At 59.8% G+C, this 15,486-nt stretch carries 19 protein-coding genes and 1 pseudogene; 9 read left to right on the plus strand and 11 right to left on the minus strand.

The features are described from left to right. Positions 1–62 precede the first annotated feature (62 nt). Positions 63–1,409, minus strand: a complete 1,347-nt coding sequence (locus M2400_RS18145) for an NCS2 family permease (RefSeq protein ID WP_259197451.1) — start codon at positions 1,407–1,409, stop codon at positions 63–65. A gap of 190 nt (positions 1,410–1,599) precedes the next feature. Further along, complete coding sequence (locus tag M2400_RS18150) at positions 1,600–2,034, minus strand: MarR family winged helix-turn-helix transcriptional regulator (RefSeq protein ID WP_259197452.1); 435 nt, start codon at positions 2,032–2,034, stop codon at positions 1,600–1,602. Between the two features lie 82 nt (positions 2,035–2,116). On the opposite strand from M2400_RS18150, the gene M2400_RS18155 reads away from it, so the two are divergent. Beyond that, positions 2,117–3,283 (plus strand): PLP-dependent aminotransferase family protein, encoded by a 1,167-nt coding sequence (locus tag M2400_RS18155; RefSeq protein WP_177121041.1) that lies wholly within the window; start codon positions 2,117–2,119, stop codon positions 3,281–3,283. 11 nt (positions 3,284–3,294) lie between these two features. Continuing rightward, positions 3,295–3,897, plus strand: a complete 603-nt coding sequence (locus M2400_RS18160) for a glutathione S-transferase family protein (RefSeq protein ID WP_259197453.1) — start codon at positions 3,295–3,297, stop codon at positions 3,895–3,897. Between the two features lie 75 nt (positions 3,898–3,972). Here the strand turns inward: M2400_RS18160 and M2400_RS18165 are convergent, their stop codons facing one another. Beyond that, positions 3,973–4,860, minus strand: a complete 888-nt coding sequence (locus M2400_RS18165; RefSeq protein WP_177046279.1) for a LysR family transcriptional regulator — start codon at positions 4,858–4,860, stop codon at positions 3,973–3,975. Between the two features lie 131 nt (positions 4,861–4,991). Here M2400_RS18165 and M2400_RS18170 point away from each other — a divergent pair, with 131 nt between their 5' ends. The 3 genes from M2400_RS18170 to M2400_RS18180 are packed head-to-tail and all read left to right on the plus strand — an operon-like array spanning position 4,992 to position 7,928. Beyond that, entirely contained in the window at positions 4,992–6,284 is a 1,293-nt protein-coding gene (locus M2400_RS18170) for a CitMHS family transporter (RefSeq protein WP_177046277.1), read from the plus strand. 1 nt (position 6,285) lies between these two features. Continuing rightward, complete coding sequence (locus tag M2400_RS18175; protein ID WP_259197454.1) at positions 6,286–7,617, plus strand: acyclic terpene utilization AtuA family protein; 1,332 nt, start codon at positions 6,286–6,288, stop codon at positions 7,615–7,617. Further along, positions 7,614–7,928, plus strand: coding sequence for a hypothetical protein (locus M2400_RS18180; RefSeq protein ID WP_259197455.1), 315 nt, complete (start codon positions 7,614–7,616; stop codon positions 7,926–7,928). The genes M2400_RS18175 and M2400_RS18180 overlap by 4 nt, the downstream gene beginning before the upstream one ends. A 94-nt stretch (positions 7,929–8,022) precedes the next feature. On the opposite strand, the gene M2400_RS18185 is transcribed toward M2400_RS18180, so the two are convergent. The 4 genes and pseudogenes from M2400_RS18185 to M2400_RS18200 all read right to left on the minus strand — a co-directional run. Beyond that, positions 8,023–8,394, minus strand: coding sequence for a glutathione S-transferase N-terminal domain-containing protein (locus tag M2400_RS18185; RefSeq protein ID WP_063031984.1), 372 nt, complete (start codon positions 8,392–8,394; stop codon positions 8,023–8,025). Positions 8,395–8,495: 101 nt separating this feature from the next. Next, positions 8,496–9,041: a GTP cyclohydrolase I FolE gene (gene folE, locus M2400_RS18190; RefSeq protein WP_205970537.1), complete on the minus strand. Its 546-nt coding sequence runs from the start codon at positions 9,039–9,041 to the stop codon at positions 8,496–8,498. Positions 9,042–9,063: 22 nt separating this feature from the next. Beyond that, positions 9,064–9,723, minus strand: a complete 660-nt coding sequence (locus M2400_RS18195) for a site-specific integrase (RefSeq protein ID WP_259197456.1) — start codon at positions 9,721–9,723, stop codon at positions 9,064–9,066. Positions 9,724–9,773: 50 nt separating this feature from the next. Continuing rightward, positions 9,774–10,211: pseudogene (locus M2400_RS18200) on the minus strand (DNA cytosine methyltransferase); the annotation flags it as partial. Positions 10,212–10,293: 82 nt separating this feature from the next. Between M2400_RS18200 and M2400_RS18205 the strand changes: the two are divergent. Continuing rightward, entirely contained in the window at positions 10,294–10,548 is a 255-nt protein-coding gene (locus M2400_RS18205; RefSeq protein ID WP_259197457.1) for a hypothetical protein, read from the plus strand. Between the two features lie 23 nt (positions 10,549–10,571). Here the strand turns inward: M2400_RS18205 and M2400_RS18210 are convergent, their stop codons facing one another. The 3 genes from M2400_RS18210 to M2400_RS18220 all read right to left on the minus strand — a co-directional run bounded on the left by M2400_RS18210 (position 10,572) and on the right by M2400_RS18220 (position 11,638). Further along, a complete protein-coding gene (locus tag M2400_RS18210; protein WP_259197458.1) occupies positions 10,572–10,883 on the minus strand; it encodes a hypothetical protein in 312 nt (103 codons plus the stop codon). 81 nt (positions 10,884–10,964) lie between these two features. Further along, positions 10,965–11,279, minus strand: a complete 315-nt coding sequence (locus M2400_RS18215) for a hypothetical protein (RefSeq protein WP_259197459.1) — start codon at positions 11,277–11,279, stop codon at positions 10,965–10,967. After that, entirely contained in the window at positions 11,276–11,638 is a 363-nt protein-coding gene (locus tag M2400_RS18220; RefSeq protein ID WP_046068892.1) for a hypothetical protein, read from the minus strand. Before M2400_RS18220 ends, M2400_RS18215 begins: the two co-directional genes overlap by 4 nt. A 400-nt stretch (positions 11,639–12,038) precedes the next feature. Here M2400_RS18220 and M2400_RS18225 point away from each other — a divergent pair, with 400 nt between their 5' ends. The 3 genes from M2400_RS18225 (at position 12,039) to M2400_RS18235 (ending at position 14,301) form a co-directional block, all read left to right on the plus strand. Continuing rightward, positions 12,039–12,572: a glycoside hydrolase family 19 protein gene (locus M2400_RS18225; protein WP_259197460.1), complete on the plus strand. Its 534-nt coding sequence runs from the start codon at positions 12,039–12,041 to the stop codon at positions 12,570–12,572. Next, positions 12,569–13,087: a lysis protein gene (locus M2400_RS18230; RefSeq protein ID WP_259197461.1), complete on the plus strand. Its 519-nt coding sequence runs from the start codon at positions 12,569–12,571 to the stop codon at positions 13,085–13,087. Before M2400_RS18225 ends, M2400_RS18230 begins: the two co-directional genes overlap by 4 nt. 176 nt (positions 13,088–13,263) lie before the next feature. Then, a complete protein-coding gene (locus tag M2400_RS18235) occupies positions 13,264–14,301 on the plus strand; it encodes a hypothetical protein (RefSeq protein ID WP_259197462.1) in 1,038 nt (345 codons plus the stop codon). Between the two features lie 42 nt (positions 14,302–14,343). Here M2400_RS18235 and M2400_RS18240 read toward each other — a convergent pair whose 3' ends face one another. Next, the gene (locus tag M2400_RS18240) at positions 14,344–15,459 is read right to left on the minus strand and encodes an acyltransferase (protein WP_259197463.1); all 1,116 of its coding nucleotides are present in this window, start codon (positions 15,457–15,459) and stop codon (positions 14,344–14,346) included. Positions 15,460–15,486: the final 27 nt, after the last annotated feature.

Genomic DNA, 15,486 nt, shown 5'->3' on the forward strand with positions numbered 1-15,486 from the left:
GCATTCCTCCATTCGTACAAAAGCCCCACCCGACGGGGTGAGGCGGGGTGAAACGGGTTGGCCTACAGGAACGCGAACTTGGCGATAAAGATCGCGCAAAGCACCCACAGGCTGATGGAAATTTCCTTGTGTTTACCGGTGCCGGCTTTCAGCGCCACGTAGGTGATGAACCCCAGGGCGATACCGTCGGCGACCGAGAAGGTCAGGGGCATCATGATCGCGGTGACGATCGCCGGAATGCTGTCGGTGGCGTCATCCCAGTTGATATGGGCCATGCCGCTCATCATCAGCATCGCCACATAGATCAGCGCGCCGGCAGTGGCATAAGCGGGAATCATGCCAGCCAGCGGGGCGAAAAACATTGCTGCGATAAACAGCACGCCCACGGTGACGGCGGTCAACCCGGTACGGCCACCGGCGGCCACACCGGCGGCACTTTCCACGTAGCTGGTCACGGGCGGTACGCCGACCATCGCGCCGAACACGCTGGAAGCACTGTCGGCTTTCAGGGCGCGGGAGAGGTTTTCGATCTTGCCGTTGGCATTCACCAGGCCTGCACGCTGGGCCACGCCCATCAAGGTGCCGGCGGTGTCGAACATGTGCACAAACAGGAAGGCGAACACCACGCTGATCATGCTGACGTTGAACACGCCCATCACGTCCATGGCCATCCAGGTCGGTGCCAGGCTTGGCGGGGTGGCCAGGATGCCGTGGTATTCCACCAGGCCCAGGCCCCAACCGGCGAGGGTCACGGCGATGATGCTGATCAGGATCGCGCCGAATACCCGGTGATAGCTGAGGATTGCAATCAGCAGGAAGCAGATGGCCGCCAGCAGCGGGGCGGGTTCATGCAGGGAGCCGAGCTTGATCAGGGTGGCCGGGCTTTGCACGATGATGCCGGCGGTTTTCAGGCCGATCACCCCGAGAAACAACCCCACACCGGCGCCCATGGCGTGGCGCAGGCTCACCGGAATACTGTTGAGCAGCCACTCGCGGATGCGTGAGAGCGTCAGGATCATGAACAACACACCGGAGATAAACACCGCACCCAGTGCGGTCTCCCAGTTGTAGCCCATGGTGCCGACCACGGTGTAGGTAAAAAATGCGTTCAGGCCCATGCCCGGCGCCAGTCCTACCGGCCAGTTGGCGTAAAGGCCCATCAACAGGCAACCCAGTGCCGCAGCGATGCAGGTGGCGACAAACGCCGCGCCATGGTCGATGCCGGCGTCGGCCATGATGTTGGGGTTGACGAAGATGATGTAGGCCATGGTGATAAAGGTCGTGAGGCCGGCGATCAGCTCGGTCTTCACTGTGGTGCCATGCAAGCGGAGTTTGAACAGGCGTTCCAGCCAACCGTTGTGGGTTGGCGAGAGGTCGAGCGTAGGGGCTTCGGATTTGCGGCTTTCCACAGCAAGTACTCCTCAAGAGTTTTATTGTTATTTCCAGCGCCGGACACATGAGTGGGCAGCAGCGCTTTGAGGTACCAGCGGGTTTTGTTGACCAATAGGTCAGGAACTCGCACGAAGCGAATTATGCTTTTGTATACAAATAAAGCAAATAATGTTTTCTATTTTGTGTGCGAAAAGGATGAAAGGCAATTCAGGATTGGCCACTGAGTGCCTTGTTCACCGCCAGCCAGCCCTCAACTGCAGTCTCGCCAGCCCCGGCAAACGCCCGTTGCAGCAGCTTCACCTGCTCGCGTCGCAAGGACTGTTCGAAACGTCGCCCTTCCTCGGTCAGCTCCAGCAAACGCTTACGCTTGTCGGTCTCGGACGCCACGCTGTCCACCAAGTGCATTTCCTGCAATTGGCGCAACGGCATGTTCAACGCCTGCTTGCTCACCCCGAGCAGTTCCAGCAGCTCCTTGACGCTCAAGGCCGGGTAGCGCGCGATAAAAAACACGATGCGTTGGTGCACCCGGCTCAAGCCGCGGCGCTCGAGCATTTCGTCGGCCTTGGCGGTGAACGCCTGGTAGCCGAAGAAGAAGGCTTCCATGGCGGTTTGTTGGCTGGTCTGGTTTTTAAGGTCAAGCATATTGACGTATCTGCCCAAGTCGTCGTAATTTCGGTCAAGCAGTTTGACGTATTTTTCCCTGGCTTTGCTACCGGTGACCCTTATGGCCTTCTCAGAACGTGTTTCGCGTCTTAAAAGCTCCTTGATCCGTGAAATCCTCGCGGCGGCGCAAAAGCCACAGGTGATGTCCTTCGCCGGTGGCCTGCCGGCTGAAGTGATGCTACCCAAGCTGGATTGGACGGATATGCCCTTGAACATCGGCCAGTACGGCATGAGCGAAGGCGAGCCGCAGTTGCGCGAGCTGTTGGCGGCCGAGGCGCGAGTGCTGGGCATTCCTTGCCAGGCCAGCCAGGTCATGGTGGTCAGCGGGTCCCAGCAAACCCTGGATTTGGCGGCCAAGCTGTATATCGACAAGGGCACCAAAATCCTTCTGGAAGGCCCGACCTATCTTGCGGCGTTGCAGATTTTCCAGCTGTTCGGCGCCGATTGCCTGACGGTGCAGCTTGAGGCCGATGGCCCGAACCTTGCGGCGTTGCGCAACAGCCTGGAGCAGCATCGGCCGTCCTTCGTGTATCTGATCCCGACCTTCCAGAACCCGTCGGCCGTACGCTACAGCGATGCCAAGCGCGAGGCCGTCGCCGCGTTGCTGGACGAGTTCGGCGTGACCCTGATCGAAGACGAACCCTACCGCGAGCTGACCTTCGACGGCGCCAGCGCGCAGCCCATCGTCAGCCGGTTGAAAAAGGCCAGCTGGATCTACACCGGCACCGTGTCCAAAACCCTGTTGCCGGGCTTGCGGGTCGGTTACCTGATCGCCAGCCCCGACCTGTTCCCGCATCTGCTCAAGCTCAAGCAGTCGGCCGACCTGCACACCAACCGTGTTGGCCAGTGGCAGGCCATGCAATGGATCGGCACCGAAAAATACCAGCACCACCTGGTGGAGCTGCGCAGTTTCTACCGCGGCCGCCGTGATGCGTTCCAGGCGGCACTGGAGCGGCATTTCAGCGACCTGGCTGACTGGCAAATACCCCAGGGCGGATTATTCTTCTGGCTGACCTTGAAACAACCGCTCGACACCCGCACCTTGTTGGCACCTGCGCTCGACCAGGACATCGCGTTCATGCCCGGTGAACCGTTCTTTTCCGAGCCGGATAACCATCACGGTCACTTGCGGCTCAATTTCAGCCATATCGACCCGGCGCGTTTGGACGAAGGTCTCAAGCGTCTCGCTGCGGTGGTCCGTCAAGCACAGCACGCGCAAGCGGCATAAGGGGAGCCTCCATGTATAAGGTCTACGGCGATTACAAATCGGGCAACTGCTACAAGGTCAAACTCATGCTCAGCCTGCTGGGCATCGACTATGAGTGGATCGATGTCGACATCCTGAAGGGCGACACCCAGACCGCCGAGTTCCTGGCCAAGAACCCCAACGGCAAGATCCCGGTGCTGGAGCTTGAAGACGGTACCTGCCTGTGGGAATCCAACGCGATCCTCAACTTCCTGGCCGACGGCAGCGAGTTCCTGCCGACCGAACCGCGCCTGCGCACCCAAGTGCTGCAGTGGCAGTTTTTCGAGCAGTACAGCCATGAGCCGTACATCGCGGTGGCGCGGTTTATCCAGTTTTACCTGGGGCTGCCGGAAGATCGTATGGAGGAATACAAGAAGCTGCACAAGGGCGGTTACAAGGCCCTCAAGGTGATGGAGCGCCAGTTGCAGTTGACGCCGTACTTGGTGGGCGACCAGTTCTCGATTGCCGATGTGGCGCTGTATGCCTACACCCACGTGGCGGATGAAGGTGGCTTTGACCTGGGCGCTTATCCGGGCGTGCAGGCCTGGTTGAAACGCGTGGCCAGCCATCCAAAGCATGTGGCAATGCTGGGCTGATCACCGAAACCCTGTAGGAGCCCGGCTTGCCGGCGATAGCGCCCTCAAGGACGCCATCGCCGGCAAGCCGGGCTCCTACAAGGGGCGCAGTTCTTCATTCAGCAACTCAAAACAGCGCTGCGCCGCCGGGCTCAATGGCTGCCCACTGCGGCTGATCAACCCGATCTCCCGGTTCACCCCCGGATGATCAATCGTAATCCGCTTCAACCCCTCCAGGCTGTCCGCCGCCGACTCCGGCAAGATACTGATCCCCAATCCCTGTCGCACCAGCGCCAACACCGTCGACATGTAATTGGCCTCCATCCCGGCTTGCATCGTCACCTGTCGCTCATCGAACAACGCGTCCACCTGTTCGCGCACGCTGCTGTCACGCCCGGTGAGGATGATCGGCTGGTCGGCCAGTTGGGGCAGGGTCAGCCGGCCATGGCGCGCCAGGGCGTGATCCAGCGGCACAAACGCACACAGCCGGTCATTCAGCACCGGCACAAACGCCAATCCGTGGCTCAGCCGCGCCCGTACACCAATGCCGAAATCCACTTCACCCGAACGCACTTGCGCATGAATCCGATGGGCCACCAGGTCGTGCAGCCGCACCTCGATCCCGGCAAAGCGCTCGCGAAACAGGCGCAGGGCCGGCGGCAAGGCGCCGGCGCACACCGAGGGCAGGGCGGCGATGGTCACCACGCCCCGGCGCAAGGCCGCCAGGTCGCGGGAGCCGGTGACGATGTTGTCCAGGTCCAGCAACAGCTTTTCCATCGGCCCGCGGGCGTCCAGCCCGGCGGCGGTGATGCTGACGTGGCGCGGGCTGCGGTCGAGCAGGGCAACCCCCAGCCACTCCTCCAGTTGCTGTACCTGTACCGTCAGCGCCGAGGGCGACAGGTGCAGTTCGTTGGCGGCCTTGGTAAAGCTGCCCGTGCGGGCCACGGCGAGAAACGCCTGGATATGCTGGATCGAATTTTTCATTTTTATTTTGCTCGAGCGTTTTGTTTTTTCGAATATGGAGTGCCGAATATTCCAATTTACAAAGCCTAACGCGATTCCAATACTCCAGGGAAAACAATAACCGGCCGAAAACGCCGTTCTGGAGCTACCCCATGCTCGCTACCCTGGGTGTCATCACCATCTTGTGCCTGCTCACTGCCGTCATGAGCAAGCGCCTCTCGCCACTGGTGGCCCTGATTGCCTTGCCGATCATCGCCGCGCTGCTGGGCGGGTTCGGCCTGCAAACCAGCGCCTTTATCATCACCGGCATCAAGAACGTCGCCCCCGTGGTGGGCATGTTTGTGTTCGCGATCCTGTTTTTCGGGATCATGACCGATGCCGGCATGCTTGACCCCATCATTGATCGCATCCTGCGCACGGTAGGGACGCGTCCTACACGAATTGTCGTCGGTACGGCGACGCTGGCGCTGCTGGTGCACCTGGACGGCTCCGGCGCGGTGACCTTTTTGGTGACGATACCGGCGATGCTGCCGCTGTATACGCGGCTGGGTATCGATAAACGCATCCTGGCCTGCGTGGCGGCGATGGCGGCCGGGGTCAACTTCCTGCCCTGGACCGGCCCGGTGCTGCGCTCGTCGGCGGCACTGCATGTGCCGGTGGCGGACCTGTTTCAGCCACTGATCCCGGTGCAGATCGTCGGCCTGGTCTTTGTGTTTGCCTGCGCCTGGTGGCTGGGCCATCGCGAAGAAAAACGCCTGGGCCTGGGCGCCGGTTCCAGCGTGGACGCGGTGCCGCAACGGGTGCTCAGCGACGATGACATCGCCCTGCGTCGCCCGCGGCTGTTCTGGGTCAACCTGGTGCTGACCGTGCTGGTGATGGTGGTGATGATCGCCGGTTGGGTCGACCCGGTGGTGATGTTCATGCTCGGCACCGTGGTCGCGCTGTGCATCAACTACCCGAATGTCGACGCCCAACGCGCGCGGATCGACGCCCATGCCAAAACCGCCCTGACCATGGCCAGCATCCTGCTCGCCGCCGGGGTGTTCACCGGCATCATGCAAGGCACCGGCATGCTCAAGGCCATCGCCGAAGTGGCGGTGGCGCAGATTCCGGCGGGCCACGGCAAGCTGATCCCGGCGGTGGTGGGTTTCCTGTCGATGCCGTTGAGCATGCTGTTTGATCCCGACTCCTACTATTTCGGCGTGATGCCGGTGATCGCCGAAGTCGGCAAGGCTTTGGGCGTCGACCCGCTGCAAGTGGCCCAGGCCTCGCTGCTGGGGGTGCACACCACCGGCTTCCCGGTCAGCCCGCTGACGCCCGCGACCTTCCTGTTGGTGGGCCTGTGCAAGATTGAACTGGCCGATCACCAGCGCTTCACCATCCCCTTTCTGTTTGCCGCGTCGGTGTTGATGACCCTGACGGCTTTGCTCCTGGGAGTGATTTGAGATGAAAACCTTGCGCATCGGTTCCGGCGCCGGCTACTCCGGCGACCGTATCGAACCTGCGGTGGAATTGGCCGAACAGGGCGACCTGGATTACCTGGTCTTCGAATGCCTGGCTGAACGCACCATTGCCCTGGCGCAACAGGCACGCATCAGCGACCCACAAGGCGGTTACGACCCGCTGTTGAGTGAGCGCATGCGCCGCGTGCTGCCCTTTGTCGGCCAGCCTGACGGGCGCCGGCGCTTGCGGGTGATCACCAATATGGGCGCGGCCAATCCGGTGGCCGCGGCGGTTGAAGTGCGGCGGATCGCCAGTGAACTTGGGCTTACCCTCAAGGTACTGGCGGTGGTGGGGGATGACGTGCTTGAGGTGTTGCGCCGCGAGCCGGAGCAGTTGCTGGACAATGGGCAGACCCTTGGCTCATTGGGCGAGCGGCTGATTTCCGCGAATGCCTACTTGGGTGCCGAGGGCATTATCGAGGCCTTGCACGCCGATGCCGACGTGGTGATCACCGGCCGGGTGGCCGACCCGTCGTTGTTCCTGGCGCCGCAGATGTTCGAATTCGGCTGGGCGGCCGATGATTGGCTGCGCCTGGGGCGCGGCACGTTGGTGGGGCATTTGCTGGAATGTGCGGGGCAGGTCAGTGGCGGTTACTTTGCCGACCCGGGCTTCAAAGATGTGGACGACCTGGCGCGCCTGGGTTTTCCGTTGGCCGAGATTGACGCAGACGGCGAAGCCTTGATCACCAAGGTCGCAGGTTCCGGCGGGCGCGTCAGCCGTGCCACCTGCACCGAGCAACTGATCTACGAAGTGCACGACCCGGCGGCGTACCTCACGCCGGACGTGTGCGCGGATTTTTCCCGGGTGTCGTTTACCGAGGAAGCAGTGGACCGGGTGCGGGCCGGCGGCGCGAACGGGCAGCCACGGCCTGAGCAGTTGAAAGTCAGTGTCGGATATCTGGACGGCTGGATCGGCGAAGGTCAGATTTCCTACGGTGGCCCGGGCGCGGTGGCCCGAGCGCAGTTGGCTCGGGATGTGGTCCTCAAACGTCTGGAATTGACCGGGGTGCGAATGCAGGACGTACGCGCCGAATTGATCGGCATGGACTCCCTGCATGGGCCGCGCAGCACGGTGGAACCTTGGGAAGTCCGGCTGCGGGTCAGCGCCCGCTGCGAAGAGCGCAGCGAAGCGGTGCGCGTCGGCAATGAAGTGGAAACCCTCTACACCAACGGCCCGTCCGGCGGCGGTGGTGCCAGCAAAAGCCTGCGCCAGGTGGTGGCGGTGGCGTCGCTGTTGCTGCCCCGTAACGCGGTCAATCCGAGGATCGAGTCATGAAGCTGCACACCCTGGCCCACTCCCGTACGGGAGACAAGGGCGACACCTCGAACATCTCGATCATTGCGTATCGGGCCGAGGACTATCCGCTGCTCTGCGAACAACTGACGGCCGAGGTGGTGGCGGCGTTTTTTGCGCCGTTGCTGGAGGCGGGCGCGGCATCGGTGCGGCGTTACGAGCTGCCCAATGTGCAGGCACTGAACTTCGTGTTGCCGGGGATCCTGCGGGGTGGAGTCACGCGGTCGCTGGCGCTGGACGCCCATGGCAAGTGCCTGGGCTCAGCATTGCTGGACCTGGAAATCCACCTGTAGGAGCCGGCTTGCCGGCGATGAGGCCCGAAAGTCAGTCAATGATCTTTCGGCCGCCATCGCCGGCAAGCCAGGCTCCTACAGAGAATGTCGCCTATCAGACCGCCGCAAACCGCTTGTCCAGGTAATCGATGATCACCTTGGAGTCGTACATCCAGGTGGTCTGGCCGTTCTCTTCAATACGCAGGCACGGCACCTTGATCTTGCCGCCTTGCTCCAGCAGGGTCTGGCGGTCCTGTTCGTTGTTCTTCGCATCCTTCAAGGCCACCGGCACGTTCAGGCGGTGCAGGGTGCGGCGGGTCTTCACGCAGAACGGGCAGGCGTGGAATTGATACAGGGTCAGGTCCTTGGCCGCTGCGTTCACTTGCGCCTGTTGTTCGGCAGGGCGCTGCTTTTTGCGCGGGCGGGTAAGGAAGTCGCCGGCGATGATGACGTGGCCGAGGCCCACTCGAAGTGCTTTGACGAACATGGCTGAAACCTCTTGCCCATGAAGAAGGGGCCGCAGCTTACCTTAATTCTGCGGGCGAAAAAAAACCGGCGATGAACGCCGGTCTTTTCCCTGGCAGCCTGTTACTTGATCAGGCTGAGAAACTCGCTGCGGGTCGCCGCGTTTTCGCGGAACTCACCCAGCATCACCGAAGTGATCATCGACGAATTCTGCTTCTCCACACCGCGCATCATCATGCACATGTGCTTGGCCTCGATCACCACCGCAACGCCCAAGGCGCCGGTGACCTGCTGGACCGCGTCGGCGATCTGGCGGCTGAGGTTTTCCTGGATCTGCAGGCGACGGGCATACATATCGACGATACGCGCGACCTTCGACAGGCCCAGCACTTTGCCGCTCGGGATATACGCGACGTGTGCCTTGCCGATGAACGGCAGCAGGTGGTGTTCGCACAGCGAGTACAACTCGATGTCCTTGACCAGCACCATTTCGCTGTTGTCAGAGCTGAACAAGGCACCGTTGGTGACTTCTTCGAGGGTCTGTGCATAACCGCGGCAAAGGTACTGCATGGCCTTGGCGGCACGTTTTGGCGTGTCGAGCAGGCCCTCGCGGGAAACGTCCTCGCCGAGCTGGCCGAGGATCGCGGTGTAATTCTGTTCCAATGTCACAGGACTGTATTCCGTATGGGTTTCAGAGCGGTACGGTTTCTGCCTGTACCAATTTTGTACCATTCAGGCTTTGCTCCAGCTTCCCGAGCTCGCTCCAATCTTCGCTGGAGTTGATCCATCGGGCGTAGGTGGACAGCAGCATCTGCACGCTGTGGCCAAGCTGGTTCGCTATGAACCCAAGGTTCATGCCTGCCATTAGGCACATAGTAGCGTACGTGTGCCGACAGTTGTATTGCCGGCGGCCACGGATCTTCAATTCTACCAGGGCCGCCTGGAAGTGTTTGTCGGTCACGCTCGCCTGCTGGATGAACTCGAAGTTCTTCGTTGGCGGGAACACATACGGCGAATCCTTGTGCTGCCTACGGCTCTGGCCCGCCCGTAGCGCCGCGATTTTTTCGGCTTCTTCGATGGCGTTCATCGCTCGACTGTTGAGCATGACGCGCCGAGACTCACGGGTTTTGGTCCGCTCTTCGATCTTGTAGTCCGCCACAATCCTGCAAACGTTGGCCACCTTGGCCTCCTTATCTACTTCCTCCCAGCGCAATGCCGCTATTTCCCCAGGCCGCATGCCGGTGTAAAACGCAAACTCAAAGTAGGCTGCGTACACCCGCATTGAACCGGTCAGCACCTGATACAGGTGGCCAACAATCCGATCCGCCTCCTCAACCGTAAATGGATCCACCGCCTTTTTTGCCTTCGCTGGTAGCTCAATTGAGTTCGCTGGGTTGCGGGTGGGCCCCAGTCGCAAAATTCTTCGACATTCTCCAGGAACATCAGGCGAGGCCGGGTGGCATGCGCCCAGCGAACAACAACCCAGGCCAACCCGCGCACGCCCCGGTCGCGCGGTGCACCGCCTTTGGCCTTGCTGTGATGGCGGCAGTCCGGCGATGCCCAGAGAATGCCAACGGGCTGACCGCCGGTGGCCATGACCGGATCAACCTCAAATACGTCGGCAACGTAGTGCGCGGTCTTGGGGTGATTGGCACGGTGCACGGCCAGGGCAATCGGGTTGTGGTTCACTGCCACGTCCGGCTCCCGGTACGCCCGGGCGATACCGGTGCTTGCACCGCCGCCGCCGGCGAACAGATCCACCACCAGTTCTTTCTGGAATGGCAGGCCCATGCTCGGCTGTCCATGGATGAATTGGGGTTTCTTCTGGTGTGCGGACATAGGGGATCCTCGCCGGCTGGCGTGATTCGTTGATATGGGGTATTACGGGTGACCGGCATGGAGCCGGATCAAGGAGATCGAAATGTCGTTAGTAGACCGCCCATATCCAGTTGACTATGAGCATCGAGGCGTTAAAGCAAAGATTGATTTTATTTGGGGGGCAGATAACGATCCTGTCCCTAAAGGCCTCAAAATCACCTTTGATAGGGTTGACGACCCCGTTATTGCTCTGCGTGAAAAGGCTCACTACAGCTCATTCGAGCAGGCCAGAGACCAAGGAATAAAAATAGCAAGAGCTGATATAAATCGGGTTCTTGGCCCTGACCCCGACGCGTAATCGATTGCAACGAATAGGGTGGGCTATGCGGGTTCGATGCCGGTCTTGCGAAACTCTTCAAGCTGTCGCGACTGCTTTTCAGATACGACTATTTTAGGTCGCGACATGGTGGCGTAGAGGGCGGATTGCTCGGCGGGCGCTGTTGCCAAGTTGATCAGGAAAGTCGATACCGTTTCCTGCCATTCCTCAAAGTCGTGGCGCTCGCCCAACACCTGAAGCGCATCATCGAGCGCTTTCGAGACAATCAGCGCACGCTTCTCGGCGCCGATCCGGTCGAGCAGTGTCTTCTCTTTCGCACGCTTGTCCCGCTGGATCTGCGCGTTGTCCTTGGCCATGGCCTACCTCTTCGATTTCATGTGCTGGCAAATCAAGCCATGCCTGCCGACGGCGTTGGCGCACCTGGTTACTGATGCGCTTCACGGGCTGTCGGCGAACTTGAAGCCGTTTTCCTGAGCGATCAGCCTGGCCCGCTTGCTGTCGGTGCCAGTTTCTCTGGCTGCCTCAATGGCGGACAAGCCGGCTTCTGCAAGCTCTTTCAGCCTGGGCGCCTCTTTGTCGCGGGCAGCCTTCAGCTTGATGCTGCGGGTGCTCTTGATAGGCCCGCCGACTTCACCGCTGACGCCGCTGGCGATCTGCTCGGCCTTTTTGCCCGCGCCGAAGAAAGCGTCCATCTGGCGATGCAGATCGGCGATCACCGCGTCTTTCGGGTTGGCCATCGGTACGCCGATCATTGCTGCGCACCGTAGTAGGCGAACACCACCAGCAGTGCCGCGAAGCCGATCGTCCAGCGAAGAAGGCGAGCCCCGAAGCGCCGCGATGTGGCCTTGGCAGCGCCGAAGAAGTCAGCGTTGCGCTCGAGCTGGTCGGCGTACTGGCAGGCGCCGTCGTGGCCGGTGCGGGCACCACGAGAAACGCCGGTGGAGCGCTCGACCACGTCGAACAGATTCTTGCCGAGCGGTACCACGTTGAAGCGCGGCACCTTCACAGGTTCTTCGCGACCGATCATCACGTACATCTCCGAGGTGGACAGTGCAAACCGATCCCGCAACGCCTGCAGGACCGCTTGTTTTTGGCGAATGGTTTGGTTCATCACGATTCCTTATGGTGGGTTGCGTTTATTCGTCAGCAGCCTGACCGCCTGCTGGTTGCCGTTGGGCGCAGGGGAGGGGGCTGACGGATAAAGGCGAGGCGTAAAAAAGCCCGGGGGTTGCCCGGGCTTTCGGTGCGTTACATATGCCCCCATACGTGAACGCGGCCCAGGCCCGCTACTGGCGACGGCCTGGGTTTATTGCATCAAGTTGTTCTTGTGCGCTGGGTTGGGCCTGCCAGTGCCCTGGCTGATGCGCGGTGACATCGTCGACCCCATTTACTGCGAGCGAATATTCACCCGTATTTTACGCAGACGACGACAACTACGCGCCCGCCGCGGCGTAGAAACCAACCTTCCAAGGCCCGCCGCTGAGCGGGCTTTTTATTGCCTGGAGAAAAGCATGCCTATTACTGAGCAGCAGTTGCTGCAGATACTCCCGAACGCCGGCCGCCAAGCCAGCGTTTTTGTTCCTGTGCTGAATACGGCGATGACCAAGTACGGAATCGTCACTCGACTGCGCATTGCCGCGTTTATTGCCCAAGTCGGGCATGAGTCGGGACAGTTCCGCTGGCTGAAAGAGTTGTGGGGCCCCACGCCGCAGCAAGCTGGGTACGAAGGTCGTTCCGATTTGGGCAACAAAGTGAATGGCGATGGCTTCAAATACCGTGGCCGTGGTCTGATCCAGGTCACTGGCCGGGCCAACTATGCGGCGTGCGGCGAGGCCCTGGGCCTGGACCTGATCAATCAGCCGGAACTGCTCGAGCAGCCGCAGTACGCCGCAATGTCGGCGGCGTGGTTCTGGTCCTCCCGCGGGCTGAACACCCTGGCGGACCAGAGCGATTTTCTGAAGATCACCCGCCGAATCAATGGCGGCACCACCGGACTGGCCGACCGCCAGGCGCTCTACGACAAAGCGCTGAAGGTGCTGGCATGACGCCGGTGCAGAAACTGGCCGGCTTGGCAGTGCTGATCCTGGTGCTGATGGCGGCCGCCACGGGTGTGACCTGGCAGGTGCAGGATTGGCGGTATGACGGGAAGCTGGCAAAGCAGGCGGGGCAGTTTCAGACGGACCTCGACGCGATCGGCAATGCCGCGACCGCCCAAGTCCGTGCCGAACAAGACAAGCGCCTGTCCACCGAGCGGCAACTGGCCGCCTCCGACCAACAACACACCAAGGAATTATCCGATGCCCAGCGCAACCAGGCTCTGCTGCGTGACCGCCTTGCTACTGCTGATGTGCGGCTGTCAGTCCTTCTCGACGCCACGGATTCAGCCAGTGGCTGCGACGTGCCTGCCACCCCCGGCGCCGTCGGCTTGGTTCATGCAGCCCGTAGAGCCCAACTTGACCCGGCGCATGCTCAACGAATTATCGGCATCACCGACGCCGGCGACCAAGGATTGATCGCGCTGCGGGCGTGCCAGGCGTACGTCAGGGCGATTGCTCGCTGATTGCGATAAAATGTATAAACGGTAGGTCTTGACAGGATAGAAAATACTTTCTCCAAAAAAAAGATAAAAACAATATTATCAATAGCTTGCGCAACTCCTTTATAAAATTACTGTATGAATGTACAGTTGATCGGTGCCGATTTGGCGCAAAAAATAGAAGAATTAAGAGAGATTTAATGCCGATTTATAGAGATACCCCTTACGTATTCACCCCGGACCCCGAGAACGATAATGGCCCGCGCATCCAAGCCCTGCTGAAAGCTGGTTATCGTTGGCTCCAAATCAACGGAACCGATTGCCCGATCGGCACCACCGTTCTTCTGAATCGTGACGACAACTGGCCGTATAGCGGGCAGATTATTGAGCCAGCGCCAGGCATCGACAAGGTGACAATCGACTGCACTGGTGTGGGCAGGCACCCAGATCAGCCGTCAAATCCGAGCTATGCGGCTATCGACTACCAGGGCAATGTGCGCCCGGCCAGCTACCTAACCGCCATCGCTCATGTGAACACGACTCAGATCTTTGTCGGTGACTCGTCGCAGTACACCAACGGCGACTGGATCGTGATTTCTGACGCGTCGACCGACTTCCCAAATATGCCGCTTCCTCTGGATGGGCCTATGGAAGTCCGCCAGGTCATCTTTGTGCTGGCCGGATCGTTGATCATCAACCGCGTGATCAAGCGTGAACACCCACTGGGCGCCATCGTCGCCAAGTGCACGCCAATCCAGAACGTCTACATCCGTAACCTGGAGTTCACCGGTAACGCTACTGTCGGGCTGCACATGCACTACGCGCAGCAGTGCGTACTTGAAAACATCACGTCGGTGGATTGGACCGGTCGCTGCATGCTGCTGCTCGACAACGGCGGTGAGAACAACCTGATCCTGAATAGCTACTGCACCGGTACCGAAGCCGGCGTAGGCCCTGAGCAAAATGCCTGGGGGGTGGTTGTAGAGGGGCAGGACTCGACCAAAATTGTTAACTCTGGCGGCGAGCGGTGCGGCAACGGTGCGGCGATGACCTACAGTATCGACACCGTGTTCGTAAACACCCGGGCCAGGCTGAATACGGTGAACGCCGCTGTAACGTTTGCATCTATTCGTAGCGGATTCTTGAGGCCAGAAATAGGCAGTCCGCTCGCCCTCGACACATACATCAGTGACGATAGTGTCGATTGTTACATCGTTAATCCACAGCCGTTTTCCTAAAAACAGGCAAAAAAAAGCCCGCATTGTGCGGGCTTTTTTATGTTACAGCGGAACGTGCCGCAGGTTTTTAGGACCGTCGATTGATCTCGCGATCTTCTTGCCAAGGATATGAGTCGGGTTTTCGATGGCCTTGTGTATCAGCCAAGATAACAAGATCGTTACGGCTGTTTGAGTAATCAATGCCGGAATTTCGCTGATGCCTTGGTCGATCATGATGCGCATCCCTACGATGCCAAAGGCGCCATGGCATGCATACAGCGGATAACTGATATTCGCGAGGAAGTCGAACACCGGGCCGCCACTCCAGTCCTGGGCCAGCAGGTAGAAGGCCGTAAACAGTGCAAAGGCAGCACAGTAGGAAACGATAACCTCGATCTGCCACCCCTCTGTGAGACAGCTGTAACCGAAGACGCAAAGCATCCCTGCGGAAATGGCAAACAGCCGTTCAAGACTCAGCAAGCCTCGGAAGTGATAGTTAAACGCCACGCCGATCAGCATGAAGAAGATGTATTTGATCGGGTAAACAAAGGCGGCAAGCGGTCCAGTCTGGTAGATATTCCCCGGATAGAGGTTCGCGGCCATGATGGTTGCGATACCAAGGGCGAACAGAGGAAAGAGCTTGCCCCTGCCAATCATTGACCAACACAGAAGCACGACTAGGTAGAACTTGATTTCCACTTCAAGCGTCCACACAACCCCGTCCAACGGTGTCGAGCTGCCGAACCAGTCACGGAACAACGACATCTGCATCAGGACTTGTGGTGCAGTGTATGAGGTTGTGTAACCCATGTAGCCCGCAGCAACCTCAAGCGCGCCGAGCGTGATCAGCAGCCCGACAATGTAGGTAGGCCAGATCCTGAACAATCGACCTATGACAAACTTCGTTTTTGCGAGCTGCTTGTCTTGCAGGCTGGCGACTGAGATTGGAATCACCAGGCCACTGATCAGGAAGAACAAAGCAACACCGAACGCGCCCATGTTCAAGTTGTCGAGCGGGTTGAAGACGCTGATCATCATGCTTGGAAACGGGTTCTCTGTAAGTGCCGGAAGGCCGCCAAATTCGCCGCGGAGATAGTTGAACATCAGGATGTAGTGGGCAATGACCACACAGATTGCTGCGATGCCGCGTAATGCGTTCGCAAAGGCGATCCGTTGCATGTTTTTTCCTTTTTTATTTCTGGCATG

The organism is Pseudomonas sp. BIGb0558 (genome assembly GCF_024807515.1).
In the GTDB taxonomy this organism is placed as follows: domain Bacteria; phylum Pseudomonadota; class Gammaproteobacteria; order Pseudomonadales; family Pseudomonadaceae; genus Aquipseudomonas; species Aquipseudomonas yamanorum_A.